This window comes from Vibrio sp. QJM3NY_15, assembly GCF_057785995.1.
Genome location: NZ_CM173517.1, coordinates 3200243 through 3215345 on the forward strand (window position 1 = coordinate 3200243; position 15103 = coordinate 3215345).

Below are 15103 nucleotides of genomic sequence, written 5' to 3' on the forward strand. Positions count from 1 at the left end.
AATCAATAACTTACGTTATTAATTAAAGCTCTGGCTTTAACTAAATCTAAACCATCAATCTGTGTGGACACTCATCGTAAGTATCTTCGTATAAGGAGGTGATCCAGCCCCAGGTTCCCCTAGGGCTACCTTGTTACGACTTCACCCCAGTCATGAACCACAAAGTGGTGAGCGTCCTCCCCGAAAGGTTAAACTACCCACTTCTTTTGCAGCCCACTCCCATGGTGTGACGGGCGGTGTGTACAAGGCCCGGGAACGTATTCACCGTGACATTCTGATTCACGATTACTAGCGATTCCGACTTCATGGAGTCGAGTTGCAGACTCCAATCCGGACTACGACGCACTTTTTGGGATTCGCTCACTATCGCTAGCTTGCTGCCCTCTGTATGCGCCATTGTAGCACGTGTGTAGCCCTACTCGTAAGGGCCATGATGACTTGACGTCGTCCCCACCTTCCTCCGGTTTATCACCGGCAGTCTCCCTGGAGTTCCCGACATTACTCGCTGGCAAACAAGGATAAGGGTTGCGCTCGTTGCGGGACTTAACCCAACATTTCACAACACGAGCTGACGACAGCCATGCAGCACCTGTCTCAGAGTTCCCGAAGGCACACCTGCGTCTCCGCTGGCTTCTCTGGATGTCAAGAGTAGGTAAGGTTCTTCGCGTTGCATCGAATTAAACCACATGCTCCACCGCTTGTGCGGGCCCCCGTCAATTCATTTGAGTTTTAATCTTGCGACCGTACTCCCCAGGCGGTCTACTTAACGCGTTAGCTCCGAAAGCCACGGCTCAAGGCCACAACCTCCAAGTAGACATCGTTTACGGCGTGGACTACCAGGGTATCTAATCCTGTTTGCTCCCCACGCTTTCGCATCTGAGTGTCAGTGTCTGTCCAGGGGGCCGCCTTCGCCACTGGTATTCCTTCAGATCTCTACGCATTTCACCGCTACACCTGAAATTCTACCCCCCTCTACAGCACTCTAGTTCACCAGTTTCAAATGCAGTTCCGAGGTTGAGCCCCGGGCTTTCACATCTGACTTAATGAACCACCTGCATGCGCTTTACGCCCAGTAATTCCGATTAACGCTCGCACCCTCCGTATTACCGCGGCTGCTGGCACGGAGTTAGCCGGTGCTTCTTCTGTTGCTAACGTCAAGATGTGCAGCTATTAACTACACACCCTTCCTCACAACTGAAAGTACTTTACAACCCGAAGGCCTTCTTCATACACGCGGCATGGCTGCATCAGGCTTTCGCCCATTGTGCAATATTCCCCACTGCTGCCTCCCGTAGGAGTCTGGACCGTGTCTCAGTTCCAGTGTGGCTGATCATCCTCTCAGACCAGCTAGGGATCGTCGCCTTGGTGAGCCATTACCTCACCAACTAGCTAATCCCACCTAGGCATATCTTGACGCGAGAGGTCCGAAGATCCCCCTCTTTGGCCCGTAGGCATTATGCGGTATTAGCCATCGTTTCCAATGGTTATCCCCCACATCAAGGCAATTTCCTAGGCATTACTCACCCGTCCGCCGCTCGACGCCCATTAACGCACCCGAAGGATTGTTAGTGTCGTTTCCGCTCGACTTGCATGTGTTAGGCCTGCCGCCAGCGTTCAATCTGAGCCATGATCAAACTCTTCAATTTAAGATTTTGTGACTCAACGAATACTGACTTCAAAACTAATATTCATGTAAACATGAACATGTAATTCTAAAGCTATTACCATTCCAACAGAATGATAATGAATTGACTGTGCCGAATAACTACAAGTAGTTAAACGTATTGGTCACTCAGTTCATTGAAATCAATTTTGATTCCGAAGAATCTGTTTTATCTAACGATAAAACGTTTTGATATTCATCAACGAGTGCCCACACAGATTGATAGGTTTAAATTGTTAAAGAGCTTCACTTGTTGAGCGTTCCTTTTAAGTAAGGAGCCTCTCGAAGTGGACGGCCATTCTAGCGTTTTAATTCTCAGTGTCAAACACTTATTGGGAATTAATTCCTACTTTTAAAAAGTAGGAGCGATTAAACGCTTTAAGCTAGTTGCCTTACCAACATTCTGCGCTGAAGCCTTGTGGCGTCTGCCGTGTCAGTGAGGCGGCATTATAGAGATGCCGCTCATATTGGCAAGCAATAAATGCGTTTTTTATTGAAAAAAGAGGTTAAGTGAGGACATTTCAACCAAGGGCTTATTTATACCAGTTTCACCCCAAGTTTCGAACAAATTACCCACAGTGACCTGTGGATAACTACTCACCATTATCAAAAAAGTAAGATAAACGAGCCCTAGGGTTTAGATATTCTCTAACTTGTTCCGGTAGCTTGCTTGGATGAACAGCATTAACGATTTTGATCTCTTTAACAAAGAGGTCAATGATCGGGGCTTGGGTTCTTGGCACGCTAGGATCGTAAATCAGTACATTTGGATAAAGCATATGCTTGGCGTTAACAGATATCACAATCCCAATCGAATCATTTGAAAGCTGTACTACGGTTCCTGGTGGGTAGACTCCCATAAACTTAACCAACAGCCCCAAATTATCTTGGCTATATAGAGATTTGCCGTTCTTATATAAGTGAGACAATGCCAAGTATGGGATCATTTGTTGATATTGCGTTTTACCATGGCAAAGATTATCGAAAGCGTTAGCCACTGCAACTATCTTGGCAAACTCATCGATCTCATCTTCTTTTAAACCTTCAGGATAACCAGAACCATCATTCATCTCATGATGTTGAGCAATCACCTTTTTAGCACTTTCAGGAAAGTCATCAATTGTTGAGACAATATCTGCACCATATTTGGTGTGAAGCTTTAGGTAGTTCTCTTCAGGTACCGTTAGTGCGCTCTGCTTTCTTAATATCGCGACTGGTATTTTGATTTTGCCTACATCGTGGAACAATGCGGCAAATGAAAGATCTTTCAACTGTTGCGTATTGTAGCCTTTAGCTTTACCTATCATTAGCGCAATAACAGAGACATTTAATGTATGAAAGTAGATATCTTCAAAGTCAGCTTTTGCATTCATGAGATGCAAGGTGACGTTATCATCGCTCACTAGGGTTTCGACAATATCATCAACAAGAGCCTTAACCTCCCCTACCGCATCTAATGGGCGATTACGGATTTTAGTCATCACTGAACGCATTCGAGCAAGCGAACGTTCGAATTCTTTCTCGCAATGGCTCACCCTACGACGGTAAGAGCTTAGAGTTTCGATACGCTCATGCTTATCTTTCCACATTCTTTCTGCTTCAAGGCTAACCTGTAAATCACAATCAAGGTCTTGTTCACTCACATGATTCGCGGGTAAGGGTGATGTATCACTTTGGTTCGGGTTTATATAGACGTGCTTAATCCCAAGATGTCGAATGACTTTTACTTGGGCGTCGTCTTTGATTTTAAAGCTGTTGAGTAGAAATGGGTGTTCATTCCATTTTACTGGGAGTCGTACATGTAGACCGGGCTGAATGCGATCTACGGTAATCTTTATGCTGCCCATTTTTATATATAATATTGATTATTAATCTCTATTTATAATTCTAATAAAACCAAGCAGCAATTTCACTATCCAATTTCACAGGTTCAACTTAAAGAATCACAGTGCACCATCCAACGTATACCGAACTTGTCTTCTACTTTGCCAAACCGGGCACCCCAAAAAGTATCTGCGAGTGGTGTCATTATACGCCCGCCTTGCTTTAGCTTTTCAAAGATGTGTTCTTGAGTCGCGGTATCCTCGGTAACAAGCGAGAGTGCAAGGTTGTTCCCTTCAAGCTCCTTGGCTTTAACACCATCAGACATCATCAGCTTCATACCAAATGCTTCGAACTCAGCATGCATAATCCAATCAGGTTGAGCGCCCTCTATTACTTGTGGCGCATCACTAAAAAGTTGTTTAGATAAAACTACACCGCCAAAACACTTATGGTAAAAATCCAACGCTTCATTACAACGGCCATCAAAAAACAAGTAAGGGGTTACTGTCAGCATATATCTCTCCTCTATTATTCCTTTAAACATAGACAATAGAAGAGAGAATGGTAGGTAACATCATGATTTAAGATGATTAATTCACTAAGAAATCGAATTACGAAGGGAAACCGTGAGATTTAGGAATGAAACCACAAGATCTGACTGATTGAAAAAGCGTTTCTGCCGTTAATACAAAGGTAAGCTTTTCTATTCTCCAGATACAACAAAGCCCCGACTTGAGTCGAGGCTTTGTCATTTAAATATGGTACCGGTAGGCGACTTGACTGGGCTTGCATCCAAGCCGACATGCTGGGTTAGGAATTCACAAACGCCCAAAACGACGAAAGGTCGCTATAAAAGCGACCTTTCTATGTTTGGTACCGGTAGGCGGACTTGAACCGCCACGCCCGAAGGCAACGGATTTTGAATCCGTCGTGTATACCAATTTCACCATACCGGCATTATCTTGGGGCATTGCCCTTTCGATGTCTGGCATTATACGTATGCGAACTGATGTGGCAAGTATAAAAACTTGAATTCATGTGTGTTTGCCGATAATTTCGCCACTAAGTCATAAGCTGTGCGTCATGTCTCTTTTCACGCCAAGCCTTAGACTATATTCTGACGCCTAAATTTTTGAAGAAGTAAAACACCATGACATCAACAAACACAATGCCACCAGCAGGAGTAATGCGCCGATTTGGTGCCTTGTTCTATGACGCCCTTATCGTAATCGCTATTGAAATGTTGGCGGCTGGCGTCATTGTCGCTCTGCTGCACGCACTCATGGCTCTTGGCATTTTTAACCATAGCGGTTATGCCGATGTTAGTGACTTCTTAACGAACCACCCTATCTGGAGCCCTGCATATACTTTCTACTTAGTCGTAGTTTGGGTGTACTTCTTTGTATTCTTCTGGACAAGAGCAGGCCAAACGCTAGGAATGAGAGCTTGGAAACTGCGTGTTCAAAACAAAGATGGCTCAACAATTACGGTAACCCAAGCGCTAATTCGCTTAGGAACCTCAGGATTTGGATTGGCAAACTTATGTGTTCCATTCGATCCTCAGAAGCGTGGCTTTCACGACATATGGGCGAAGACCGAAGTAGTCGTGCTACCACAAGCACGATAACGCTATTAATCTCGCTACAAGCAAGATCAAAAAAGGAAGGCGTTATGCCTTCCTTTTTCTATTTACAGTTTCCGCCTCAAGAGCATTATGGCTATTCCGAGGAACACCACGCTCGGGGCTAGCGCACCAAAGGCCGGTGGTATTTGATAAACCAAACTGACCGGACCAAAAAACTCACTGGATATATAGAAGGTGAAACCTGCAATAACCCCCGAAAGAATTCTTGCTCCCATAGTCACACTTCGTAATGGACCAAAGATAAACGACAGTGCCATCAACATCATGACCGCTATCGAGATCGGCTGAGTTATCTTTCTCCATAAAGCGAGCTCATAGCGTGATGCATCTTGCTCCGACGCTTTTAGGTAGGAAACATAATCATACAATCCACTTAAAGACAGCTCTTCAGGCTTAACCGTTACAATCGCAAGCTTATCTGGAGCGAGTGACGTCTTCCATGAGTATGTCGGTAGGCTTTCTTTGGTAATTTGAATCTCATTTTCGAACGACGTGATCTCGACATCGTTCATTGTCCAAACGTTGTCTCCAACGTAATCGACCTCTTCAGAGTATATCGCCGTTTTAAGTGCCTTATTCTCATCAAAGCGCCACATGTTCAAACCATATAGCTTTTCATCGTCAATTTTGACAACGAATATAAAGTCATTGGCATCACGCGCCCATACCCCACTTTGAGTAGAGATAATGTTACCACCAGCAATCGATATGGTTCTCAGATCACGAGCCATCTTCTGTGCTTGAGGCGCACCCCATTGACCAAGAAGAGTCACCACGATCATTAATGGAATTGCGGTTTTGAGTACCGATAGGCCAATATCTAACTTAGAGAAACCCGCAGCCTGCATCACCACCAGCTCAGAACTCGCAGCAAGCATACCCAATCCAATCAATGCACCAAGTAATGCGGCCATTGGAAAGAACATTTCGATATCGCGAGGGATACTCAATAGAACGAAATACAGCGCTTGTAATAGGTCATAGGTACCACGACCAACCTTTCTCAGTTGCTCTACGTACTTGATAATTCCAGAGAGACCAACAAACGTCACCAATACCAGTGACGTAGTTGCGATGATGGTTCTGCCTATATATAAATCGAGAATCTTAAACACGGCTTAAGCTAACCTTTTATTCTTGAATTTTTCTTTCAAACGCCTTACTGGCACACTATCCATAAAGTTTGCACCAATCGCGACAAATAACAATAACGCATTAATTGGCCACATGCCGACTACCGCAGGGATACTCCCCTCTTCAATCGAAGATTTGGTTGCACTAATTGCTAAGAAATAGGTTAAGTAAATTAGAATAGCAGGCCCAATTTTAGCGAAACGACCTTGTCGAGGATTTACCGCAGATAGTGGCACAACAAGCATGGTCAACAATGGAATACAAAGCACCAATGAAATTCGCCACTGTAATTCCGCTTTGGCACTGTTTTCTGGATTGCCAATCAGTTCGAGCGTAGGAATAGCTTCCCAATCTCGACCTTTTTTCTCAACCTCACGCTGACCAATTAAGCCTTCGTACTCTTCAAAGTGCGTCACCATGTAATCAAGACGTGTTGGAACTCCTTCATGACGGGTACCATCGTACATCACAATCACTTGGCGACCATCGCTGAGCTCTTTTACATCACCCGACTTAGAGAACATCACACTAGGCAATACCGAATCACGTGGGCGCATTTGAGCAACGAACACATTTTCTAACTTATTACCGTCGATATCATCAATGAAAACGACAGAAGAACCATCCGGCGTGCCTTCAAACTTACCTTTTGGTAGCAAATCAACGCTATTTTCTGCAGCGACTTCTTCATACATTTGCTCAACTTTGTCTTGCGACCAAGGAGATAACCAAAATGAGTTAAAGGCAGCAACAGATGCGGTAATCAAAGCCAAATAAAGCGCAGATTGGATAAGGAATTTATTACCAATACCCGTAGCGTTCATTACGACAATTTCACTTTCAGCATAAAGACGGCCAAAAGTAAGCAAAATACCAATATAGATACTGAGTGGAAGCATCAACAAGCCCATTGCTGGCATATTTAGACCAACAATCGACAATATGAGGCTCGCAGGAATATCACCATCAGAGGCGTCCGCTAAAACACTGATGAATTTTTGGCTGAGAAACACGAGAAAGAGAACAAAAAAGATCGCAAATTGGCTCTTGATTGTCTCGCGGATCAAATATCTAACAATAATCACGCTCAAATTACCTATACAAAACTTGTTTTTTTGATTGAATCACTATAATTTCCCGTTGAACCTTTTATTTTTTTAAATTTTTAGCTAAGTGTTAGCGTTCTTCTTTAAGGTTAGTTCCATTATAGGATCCAACAAGTAAGAACCCATTATCTAACATTTAGTTCGATTTGTCTTCAGGATGTAGGAGTACGCATGGAGTTCAGTGTAAAAAGTGGCAGCCCAGAGAAACAGCGCAGCGCATGTATCGTTGTCGGTGTATTCGAACCGCGCCGCCTTTCTCCAGTAGCCGAGCAATTAGATAAGATTAGCGATGGCTACATTAGTTCACTGCTTCGTCGCGGTGATCTAGAGGGTAAACCTGGCCAGATGCTGCTACTGCATCAAGTACCTGGTGTACTTTCAGAACGTGTTCTACTGGTAGGCTGTGGTAAAGAACGTGAGCTAGGCGAGCGTCAATACAAAGAAATTATCCAAAAAACCATCAGCACACTAAACGAAACAGGTTCTATGGAAGCAGTATGTTTCCTTACAGAACTTCACGTTAAAGGTCGCGACACTTACTGGAAAGTTCGTCAAGCGGTAGAAGCGACTAAAGATGGTCTTTACACATTCGACCAATTTAAGAGCAACAAACCAGAGACTCGTCGTCCATTGCGTAAATTGGTATTCAATGTGCCAACTCGTCGCGAGCTAAGCCTTGGCGAAAAAGCGATTTCTCATGGTCTTGCTATTGCTTCAGGTGTGAAAGCATCTAAAGATCTTGGCAACATGCCACCGAACATCGCAAACCCGGCTTACCTAGCTTCTCAAGCTCGTCGTTTAGCTGACGATTATGAGACAGTAAAGACTAAGATCATCGGTGAAGAAGAGATGGAAAAGCTGGGTATGACTTCATACTTAGCAGTAGGCCGTGGCTCTAAGAACGAATCTATGATGTCTATCATGGAATACAAAGGTGCTGCTGACCCAAATGCAAAACCTATCGTTCTACTCGGTAAAGGTCTTACTTTCGATTCAGGCGGTATCTCCCTTAAGCCTGGTGAAGGCATGGATGAGATGAAGTACGACATGTGTGGTGCTGCATCTGTATTCGGCACAATGAAAGCATTGGCGAAACTTAACTTGCCAATCAACGTTGTAGGTATTCTTGCTGGCTGTGAAAACATGCCGGGTAGCAATGCTTACCGCCCTGGTGACATTCTAACGACAATGTCTGGCCAAACGGTTGAAGTACTAAACACTGATGCTGAAGGTCGCTTGGTTCTATGTGATGCTCTAACTTACGTTGAGCGTTTTGAACCGGATTGTGTTGTTGACGTTGCAACACTAACTGGCGCGTGTGTTATTGCTTTAGGTCACCACATCAGTGGCGTTCTATCAAACCACAACCCTCTTTCTCATGAACTTGTTAATGCTTCAGAGCAAGCAAGTGACCGTGCATGGCGTCTACCTATGGCAGACGAGTACCATGAGCAGCTAAACAGCCCGTTTGCTGATATGGCAAACATCGGTGGCCGCCCTGGCGGTACTATCACCGCAGGTTGTTTCCTGTCTAAATTCACCAAAAAGTACCACTGGGCTCACATCGACAGTGCAGGTACCGCGTGGAAGTCAGGTGCAGCGAAAGGCTCGACAGGTCGTCCTGTCTCAATGCTAGTCCAATTCTTATTGAACCGCAGCGGCCATGAGACTGAAGAGCAATCTTCAAAATAATGAAAAGGGCCTACGGGCCCTTTTTTAATAAGCGCTATTTGTTAGAGCCTGTTAACCAAGTAACATTGATATCCACAATTTTCAGTTCGAGTGTTAAATATGCAGACTGCTACGTTTTACATTGTGTCTCCAGACAGCCCGCAAGCCAGTGAAGAGGGTTTTGCTCACTACGTGTTGTTTCTTGCGCAGCATTTTGCAAAACAAGGCGCTAAACTTTATCTCAACTGTAACGATAAAGATCATGCTGAGCGTATCGCTGAAGTTTTTTGGCAAGTAGAGCCTACTGAATTTATCGCGCACAACTTGGTTGGCGAAGGTCCAAAATATTCAACGAATATTGAGATAGGCCATCAAGGTGTCAAACCTAATTGGAACCGCCAATTGGTAATAAATCTGGCCGATAATCATACAACCTTTGCGAACGCCTTTGCTCAGGTGATAGACTTCGTTCCTTGCGACGAAAAACCTAAGCAACTCGCTCGAGAAAGGTATAAAATTTACCGTCAGGCTGGATATCAGCTACAAACTATCGAGATTCAACATCCATAGTCAAACCTCATAGTTAAAGCTATCTTTGGATTTAGATTCAAGAAGCTTCACTTATGAAGTTTGACCACGATTAACCATTCACAGTATCCGTTTAAGAGCACTATGGAAAAGACATACAACCCAACATCAATCGAACAAGCTCTGTATAAGACTTGGGAAGAGAAAGGCTACTTTAAGCCACACGGTGACACATCAAAAGAAGCTTACAGCATCATGATCCCGCCACCGAACGTCACTGGTAGCCTACACATGGGTCACGCGTTCCAAGATACGATCATGGATACGCTTATCCGTGCTCAACGTATGAAAGGCAAAAATACGCTTTGGCAAGTGGGTACTGACCACGCTGGTATCGCAACTCAAATGGTTGTTGAGCGTAAGATCGCCGCTGAAGAAGGCAAAACAAAACACGACTACGGCCGTGAAGCTTTCATCGACAAGATCTGGGAATGGAAAGGCGAATCAGGTGGCACGATCACTCAACAACTTCGTCGTCTTGGTGCATCTGTAGATTGGGATCGTGAGCGATTCACTATGGATGACGGCCTATCAGCTGCGACTCAAGAAGTATTTGTTCGTCTATACGAAGAAGACCTAATCTACCGTGGTAAGCGTCTAGTAAACTGGGATCCTAAACTGCACACTGCAATTTCTGATCTTGAAGTTGAAAACAAAGACAAAAAAGGTTTTATGTGGCACTTCCGCTACCCGCTAGCGAATGGTGTTAAAACCGCTGATGGCAAAGACTACATTGTCGTTGCGACTACGCGTCCTGAAACCATGCTTGGTGATACCGGTGTTGCGGTTAACCCTGAAGATCCTCGCTACAAAGATCTTATCGGTAAAGAAATCCTGCTTCCTATCGTAAATCGTCTTATCCCTATCGTTGGTGATGAGCACGCTGACATGGATAAAGGCACGGGTTGTGTGAAAATCACGCCAGCTCATGACTTTAACGATTACGAAGTGGGCAAGCGCCATAGCCTACCAATGATCAACATCCTAACGTTCAACGGTGATATCCGTGATGCGGCAGAAATCTTCACAACGAACGGTGAAGAAAGCGATGTGTACTCAACAGAGCTTCCAGCTAAATACCAAGGCATGGAGCGCTTTGCAGCTCGTCGTGCAACGGTTGCTGAATTTGAAGAGCTAGGCCTACTTGAAGAAATCAAAGATCACGATCTAACCGTTCCTTACGGTGACCGTGGTGGCGTGGTTATCGAACCAATGCTGACGGACCAATGGTACGTACGTACAGCGCCTCTTGCTGCTCCTGCTGTTAAAGCCGTTGAAAATGGTGAGATCCAATTCGTACCTAAGCAGTACGAAAACATGTACTTCGCGTGGATGCGTGACGTGCAAGACTGGTGTATCTCTCGTCAACTTTGGTGGGGCCACCGTATCCCAGCATGGTACGACAACGATGGTAAAGTTTACGTAGGTCGTACTGAAGAAGAAGTTCGTGAAAAGAACAACCTTTCACCGGTAATTGTTCTTCAGCAAGACAACGACGTTCTTGATACATGGTTCTCTTCTGCACTTTGGACTTTCGGCACGCAAGGCTGGCCTGAAGATACTGAAGCAATGAAAACATTCCACCCATCAGAAGTACTAGTATCTGGTTTTGATATTATCTTCTTCTGGGTTGCTCGTATGATCATGATGACTATGCACTTCGTGAAAGACGAAGATGGCAAGGCTCAAGTACCTTTCAAAACAGTTTACATGACGGGCCTTATCCGTGATGAAAACGGCGACAAGATGTCTAAGTCGAAAGGTAACGTACTTGACCCTATCGATATGATTGACGGCATCGGCCTTGAAGAGCTAGTAGAGAAGCGTTGTGGCAACATGATGCAACCTAAACTGGCTGCTAAGATCGAAAAAGCCACACGTAAAACTTTCGAAGATGGTATCGAACCATACGGTACCGATGCACTGCGTTTCACTCTTGCTGCTATGGCTTCAACTGGCCGTGACATCAACTGGGACATGAAGCGTCTTGAAGGTTACCGTAACTTCTGTAACAAGCTATGGAACGCAAGCCGTTACGTACTGATGAACACAGAAGAGCACGATTGTGGCATGTCACTGTCTGTAGAAGACCGTGCAAACATGGGATTCTCTCTAGCAGACAAGTGGATTGAATCTCAGTTTGAAGTTGCAGCGAAAGAGTTTAACGCTCATCTAGACAACTACCGTCTAGACATGGCAGCAAACACGCTTTACGAATTCATCTGGAACCAATTCTGTGACTGGTACCTAGAGCTAACTAAACCTGTTCTTTGGAAGGGTACTGAAGCTCAACAACAAGCGACTCGTTACACGCTTATCACGGTTCTAGAGAAGACTCTGCGTCTTGCTCACCCTGTTCTTCCTTACATCACTGAATCTATCTGGCAAAGCGTTAAGCCACTAGTAGACGGCGTTGAAGGCGAGACCATCATGACTCAAGCGCTTCCTCAGTTTAATGAAGCTAACTTCAATGCTGAGATCGTTGACGACATCGAATGGGTTAAAACTTTCATCACAGCTATCCGTAACCTACGTGCGGAATACGACATTGCACCAAGCCAAGGCTTAGAAGTAATGATCAAAGTCGCTGATGAGAAAGATGCAGCTCGTATCGAAGCAAATAAGATCGTTCTTACTTCTCTAGCTAAGCTAGACGATATTAAAGTTCTAGCAGACGGCGAAGCGACTCCAGCTTGTGCAACTAAGCTTGTTGGCAAATCTGAGCTGATGATCCCAATGGCGGGTCTTATCGACAAAGATGCTGAGCTTGCTCGTCTAGATAAAGAAGTAGCGAAAACTCACGGTGAGATTAAGCGTATCGAAGGTAAGCTAGGTAACGAAGGTTTTGTTGCTAAAGCACCTGAAGCAGTTATCGCGAAAGAGCGTGAAAAGCTTGAAGGCTACCAAGAAACTCTTGTTAAGCTAGAAGAGCAAAAAGCGACAATCGCTGCTTTATAATCCATGCGATAGTTTTTAAGTAAGAAAAAGGGCAGATAATAATCTGCCCTTTTTATTGTCTAAAATTCAGTTTTAATTGTTTGATTAATACATTCACATTATATAACAATGACTTAAGCATTAACACTAGCCTTCACTAGTAAACAACTAATGTACGTCCCTCAATGATTCAATCCGTTCACCCAATTCAGGATGAGAGCTGAGCCATGTGGGCAGTTCAGCATGTCCATCAGAACCTTTTCCTAACAATTCAAACATCTCAATCATAGCTTGATTAGAACCATGCAGCTCGATCATCGAATAGGAAGCAAATGCATCAGCTTCTCGCTCTGCATCTTGTGATTGACCATTATTTGCAACAAACACACCAAGACCCGTAAGGTTATCAATGATCCCAGAGCTTTCACCAGTCAAAGCCGCCACAGTTACTGATAACAAACTGGATCGAACCAATACTTTCATTACATGCTGATGTTGAACATGTCCTAATTCATGTAACAAGATACTGTCTAGTTGCTCTTTCGTCTCAGTCAACCAAACTAAGTCATCTAATACAATGATTGTTCCCGCACTCAGTGCAAAAGCATTGGCGCCAAGTTCTGAAGAACGAAAGACCAACTGTACATCGCCCTCAATATTCATTTGTTGCAACTGCTTTTCAAAGCGCTGACGAATATGATTCTGTCGTTCTTCCGGCAGAGTAGAGCTCTCAAAGAACTGTTCATCTAAAGACTCTAAAACCTGTTTTTCAACCAATCTAGGCACTGAATCAGGCAAATAAGTGACTATTTTATTAGTTAACCACGGGATCCCATGAGTAAACATAGAAATAGTAAGTAACACAAGAACAACACTACTAACTAAGATAGCCGTGATGTTCTTTTCTAATTTACCTAAGAAATTATGTTTACCTCTGTCTCTCAAATAGGCGTCCAATTCATCACTTGCCTCCGTGATAAATTGCCATCCATCTGGGAATTTGAGCTTTGTTGGAGCGGATCCAACGCCTCGCATAATTTCAACACGTTCAAAATATGTAGAAACAATAGAACCATCCCCATCCACACTCAGGAGTAGTTTATCAGGGTGAGATATATCTAAAATGGCCTCGCAGCGTTCAGAACTACGAGGCGGGTGTGCAACACCAGAGATCATTTAACCAATACCAAGATCAACATTAAACGCTTGAGCTATTTCATCAGAAATAGCCGATTCCACATCAGACGGTTGGTCGTTTGCTACTAGTAAATCTAAGTCACCTTGAACATACGTATTCTCCGACAAGTAGTTCATCGTTCTTACCATCACCCATGGTCTAGCTAACCCGAGGGTAATCACTTGAAGCAAGAAGTTAGTTAATACTAAAAGCATGTAGCTTTTTATCGTTAATGTCGAAGCAAAACTTAACGTTGAATCGGCCTCATTTTCTTTTCCTTCAAGCACTAATTTAGAGAAAGTATAATTTCTAATTTTTACTTGAATGTAAGCAGCAATCGCAATACTCATAACAATGAAAACAAAGTAATAAGCAACTATCATTGAAGTCAAACTTCCGTTGTTAGCGATTTCGGATAACGACTCAGGGTTGTTGATCATGTTAAAGCCAACGGCACTGAAGAGAGCCAAGACGGCAACAATAGAGACAACCAGCCATACAATCATACTGGTTAAGTATACTTTGAAATAAAAGCCATCTTGGTAATCAGCTTTAAACTGACGATCGCCATAGCGATAACCATTAGAAAAATAATTGGCGATACCAGCAAGTAGCCAGGATTGTAAATAAACATAAGAAGGTATGGATATTAAAATGGCGATGCCACCAGCAATCATATTCATTTTCATAGTAAATATTATTGCCATGATTGCCGTAAATACGCCGACACCCACAACAAGACCGCGCCCAAGAATTGCCCAGTAGGCTCCAGAAACAGTACCGTGGAAAGAGAAGTGAACATTTCGAAAGCTTGTCATTGCAGAATCAAAACGAGCATTACTGCGAGATAACAATGGTAACAATGCAAAGAAAGCCAGTAATAAAACCAATGCAACCTGAGGAGCAAATTGATTACTGACTCCCCAAGCGACTACACAAATCAACGCAATGATTCGCCCTTTCAATATTTGTATAGGCTTACCATGATATTCAAAGCTATCACTGCCAATAAATGTATTCCCATAAAAGTAACGTTTATTTCGAACTTTTGCCCAAGCCGAGTAAATACCCAATGTGATGACGGATAAAAGGATGTTAACGATCCAAATACCAAAATATTCGTTACCCTTTCCCTTAAAATTCACCCTAGTTTCTAACTGTTTTGTTTCCATTTCTCTATTCCATTTGACGCTTTAAAAACAACCATGTACATCTGCGTGCACATCAACAACGTAAAAATATAGAAACACATCATTCTGATCAATTGATAATTAATATAAAAAGAGAGCGAACTATCAACATTAACCCTTTGAACTCTAATTTATTCTCCCTTCCTATAATAACCCCATTGACATAGT

Annotated in this window: 10 protein-coding genes, 1 tRNA gene and 1 rRNA gene; 4 read left to right on the forward strand and 8 right to left on the reverse strand. The window is 43.6% G+C overall.

The annotated features are described in order from the left end of the window. Window positions 1–91 precede the first annotated feature (91 nt). The 4 genes from AC3CKG_RS14315 to AC3CKG_RS14330 form a co-directional block, all read right to left on the reverse strand. A 16S ribosomal RNA gene (locus AC3CKG_RS14315) occupies window positions 92–1646 on the reverse strand. A 610-nt stretch (window positions 1647–2256) separates the two neighbouring features. After that, the gene (locus tag AC3CKG_RS14320) at window positions 2257–3510 is read right to left on the reverse strand and encodes a cyclic di-GMP phosphodiesterase (RefSeq protein WP_102384440.1); all 1254 of its coding nucleotides are present in this window, start codon (window positions 3508–3510) and stop codon (window positions 2257–2259) included. Between the two features lie 83 nt (window positions 3511–3593). Beyond that, window positions 3594–4001: a VOC family protein gene (locus AC3CKG_RS14325; protein ID WP_029223348.1), complete on the reverse strand. Its 408-nt coding sequence runs from the start codon at window positions 3999–4001 to the stop codon at window positions 3594–3596. 357 nt (window positions 4002–4358) lie between these two features. Further along, window positions 4359–4443 (reverse strand) — tRNA-Leu (locus AC3CKG_RS14330). A gap of 194 nt (window positions 4444–4637) precedes the next feature. Between AC3CKG_RS14330 and AC3CKG_RS14335 the strand changes: the two genes are divergently transcribed. Further along, window positions 4638–5114, forward strand: a complete 477-nt coding sequence (locus tag AC3CKG_RS14335) for an RDD family protein (protein WP_017110557.1) — start codon at window positions 4638–4640, stop codon at window positions 5112–5114. A gap of 62 nt (window positions 5115–5176) precedes the next feature. Here AC3CKG_RS14335 and lptG read toward each other — a convergent pair whose 3' ends face one another. Together lptG and lptF are read right to left on the reverse strand one after the other, a co-directional pair. Beyond that, on the reverse strand, window positions 5177–6247 hold the full coding sequence (gene lptG, locus AC3CKG_RS14340) for an LPS export ABC transporter permease LptG (RefSeq protein ID WP_017110558.1): 1071 nt from the start codon (window positions 6245–6247) through the stop codon (window positions 5177–5179). Between the two features lie 3 nt (window positions 6248–6250). Then, on the reverse strand, window positions 6251–7351 hold the full coding sequence (gene lptF / locus AC3CKG_RS14345) for an LPS export ABC transporter permease LptF (protein WP_004735336.1): 1101 nt from the start codon (window positions 7349–7351) through the stop codon (window positions 6251–6253). A 192-nt stretch (window positions 7352–7543) separates the two neighbouring features. Here lptF and pepA point away from each other — a divergent pair, with 192 nt between their 5' ends. The 3 genes from pepA (at window position 7544) to AC3CKG_RS14360 (ending at window position 12589) form a co-directional block, all read left to right on the forward strand. After that, entirely contained in the window at window positions 7544–9064 is a 1521-nt protein-coding gene (pepA, locus tag AC3CKG_RS14350; RefSeq protein ID WP_488528507.1) for a leucyl aminopeptidase, read from the forward strand. A gap of 99 nt (window positions 9065–9163) precedes the next feature. Beyond that, window positions 9164–9613, forward strand: coding sequence for a DNA polymerase III subunit chi (locus tag AC3CKG_RS14355; protein WP_102384439.1), 450 nt, complete (start codon window positions 9164–9166; stop codon window positions 9611–9613). A gap of 102 nt (window positions 9614–9715) precedes the next feature. Next, window positions 9716–12589, forward strand: coding sequence for a valine--tRNA ligase (locus AC3CKG_RS14360; RefSeq protein ID WP_488528508.1), 2874 nt, complete (start codon window positions 9716–9718; stop codon window positions 12587–12589). A 147-nt stretch (window positions 12590–12736) separates the two neighbouring features. On the opposite strand, the gene AC3CKG_RS14365 is transcribed toward AC3CKG_RS14360, so the two are convergent. Then, window positions 12737–13744 (reverse strand): M48 family metallopeptidase, encoded by a 1008-nt coding sequence (locus AC3CKG_RS14365; RefSeq protein ID WP_488528509.1) that lies wholly within the window; start codon window positions 13742–13744, stop codon window positions 12737–12739. Beyond that, entirely contained in the window at window positions 13745–14917 is a 1173-nt protein-coding gene (locus AC3CKG_RS14370; RefSeq protein WP_102340104.1) for a YjgN family protein, read from the reverse strand. Between the last annotated feature and the right edge of the window lie 186 nt (window positions 14918–15103).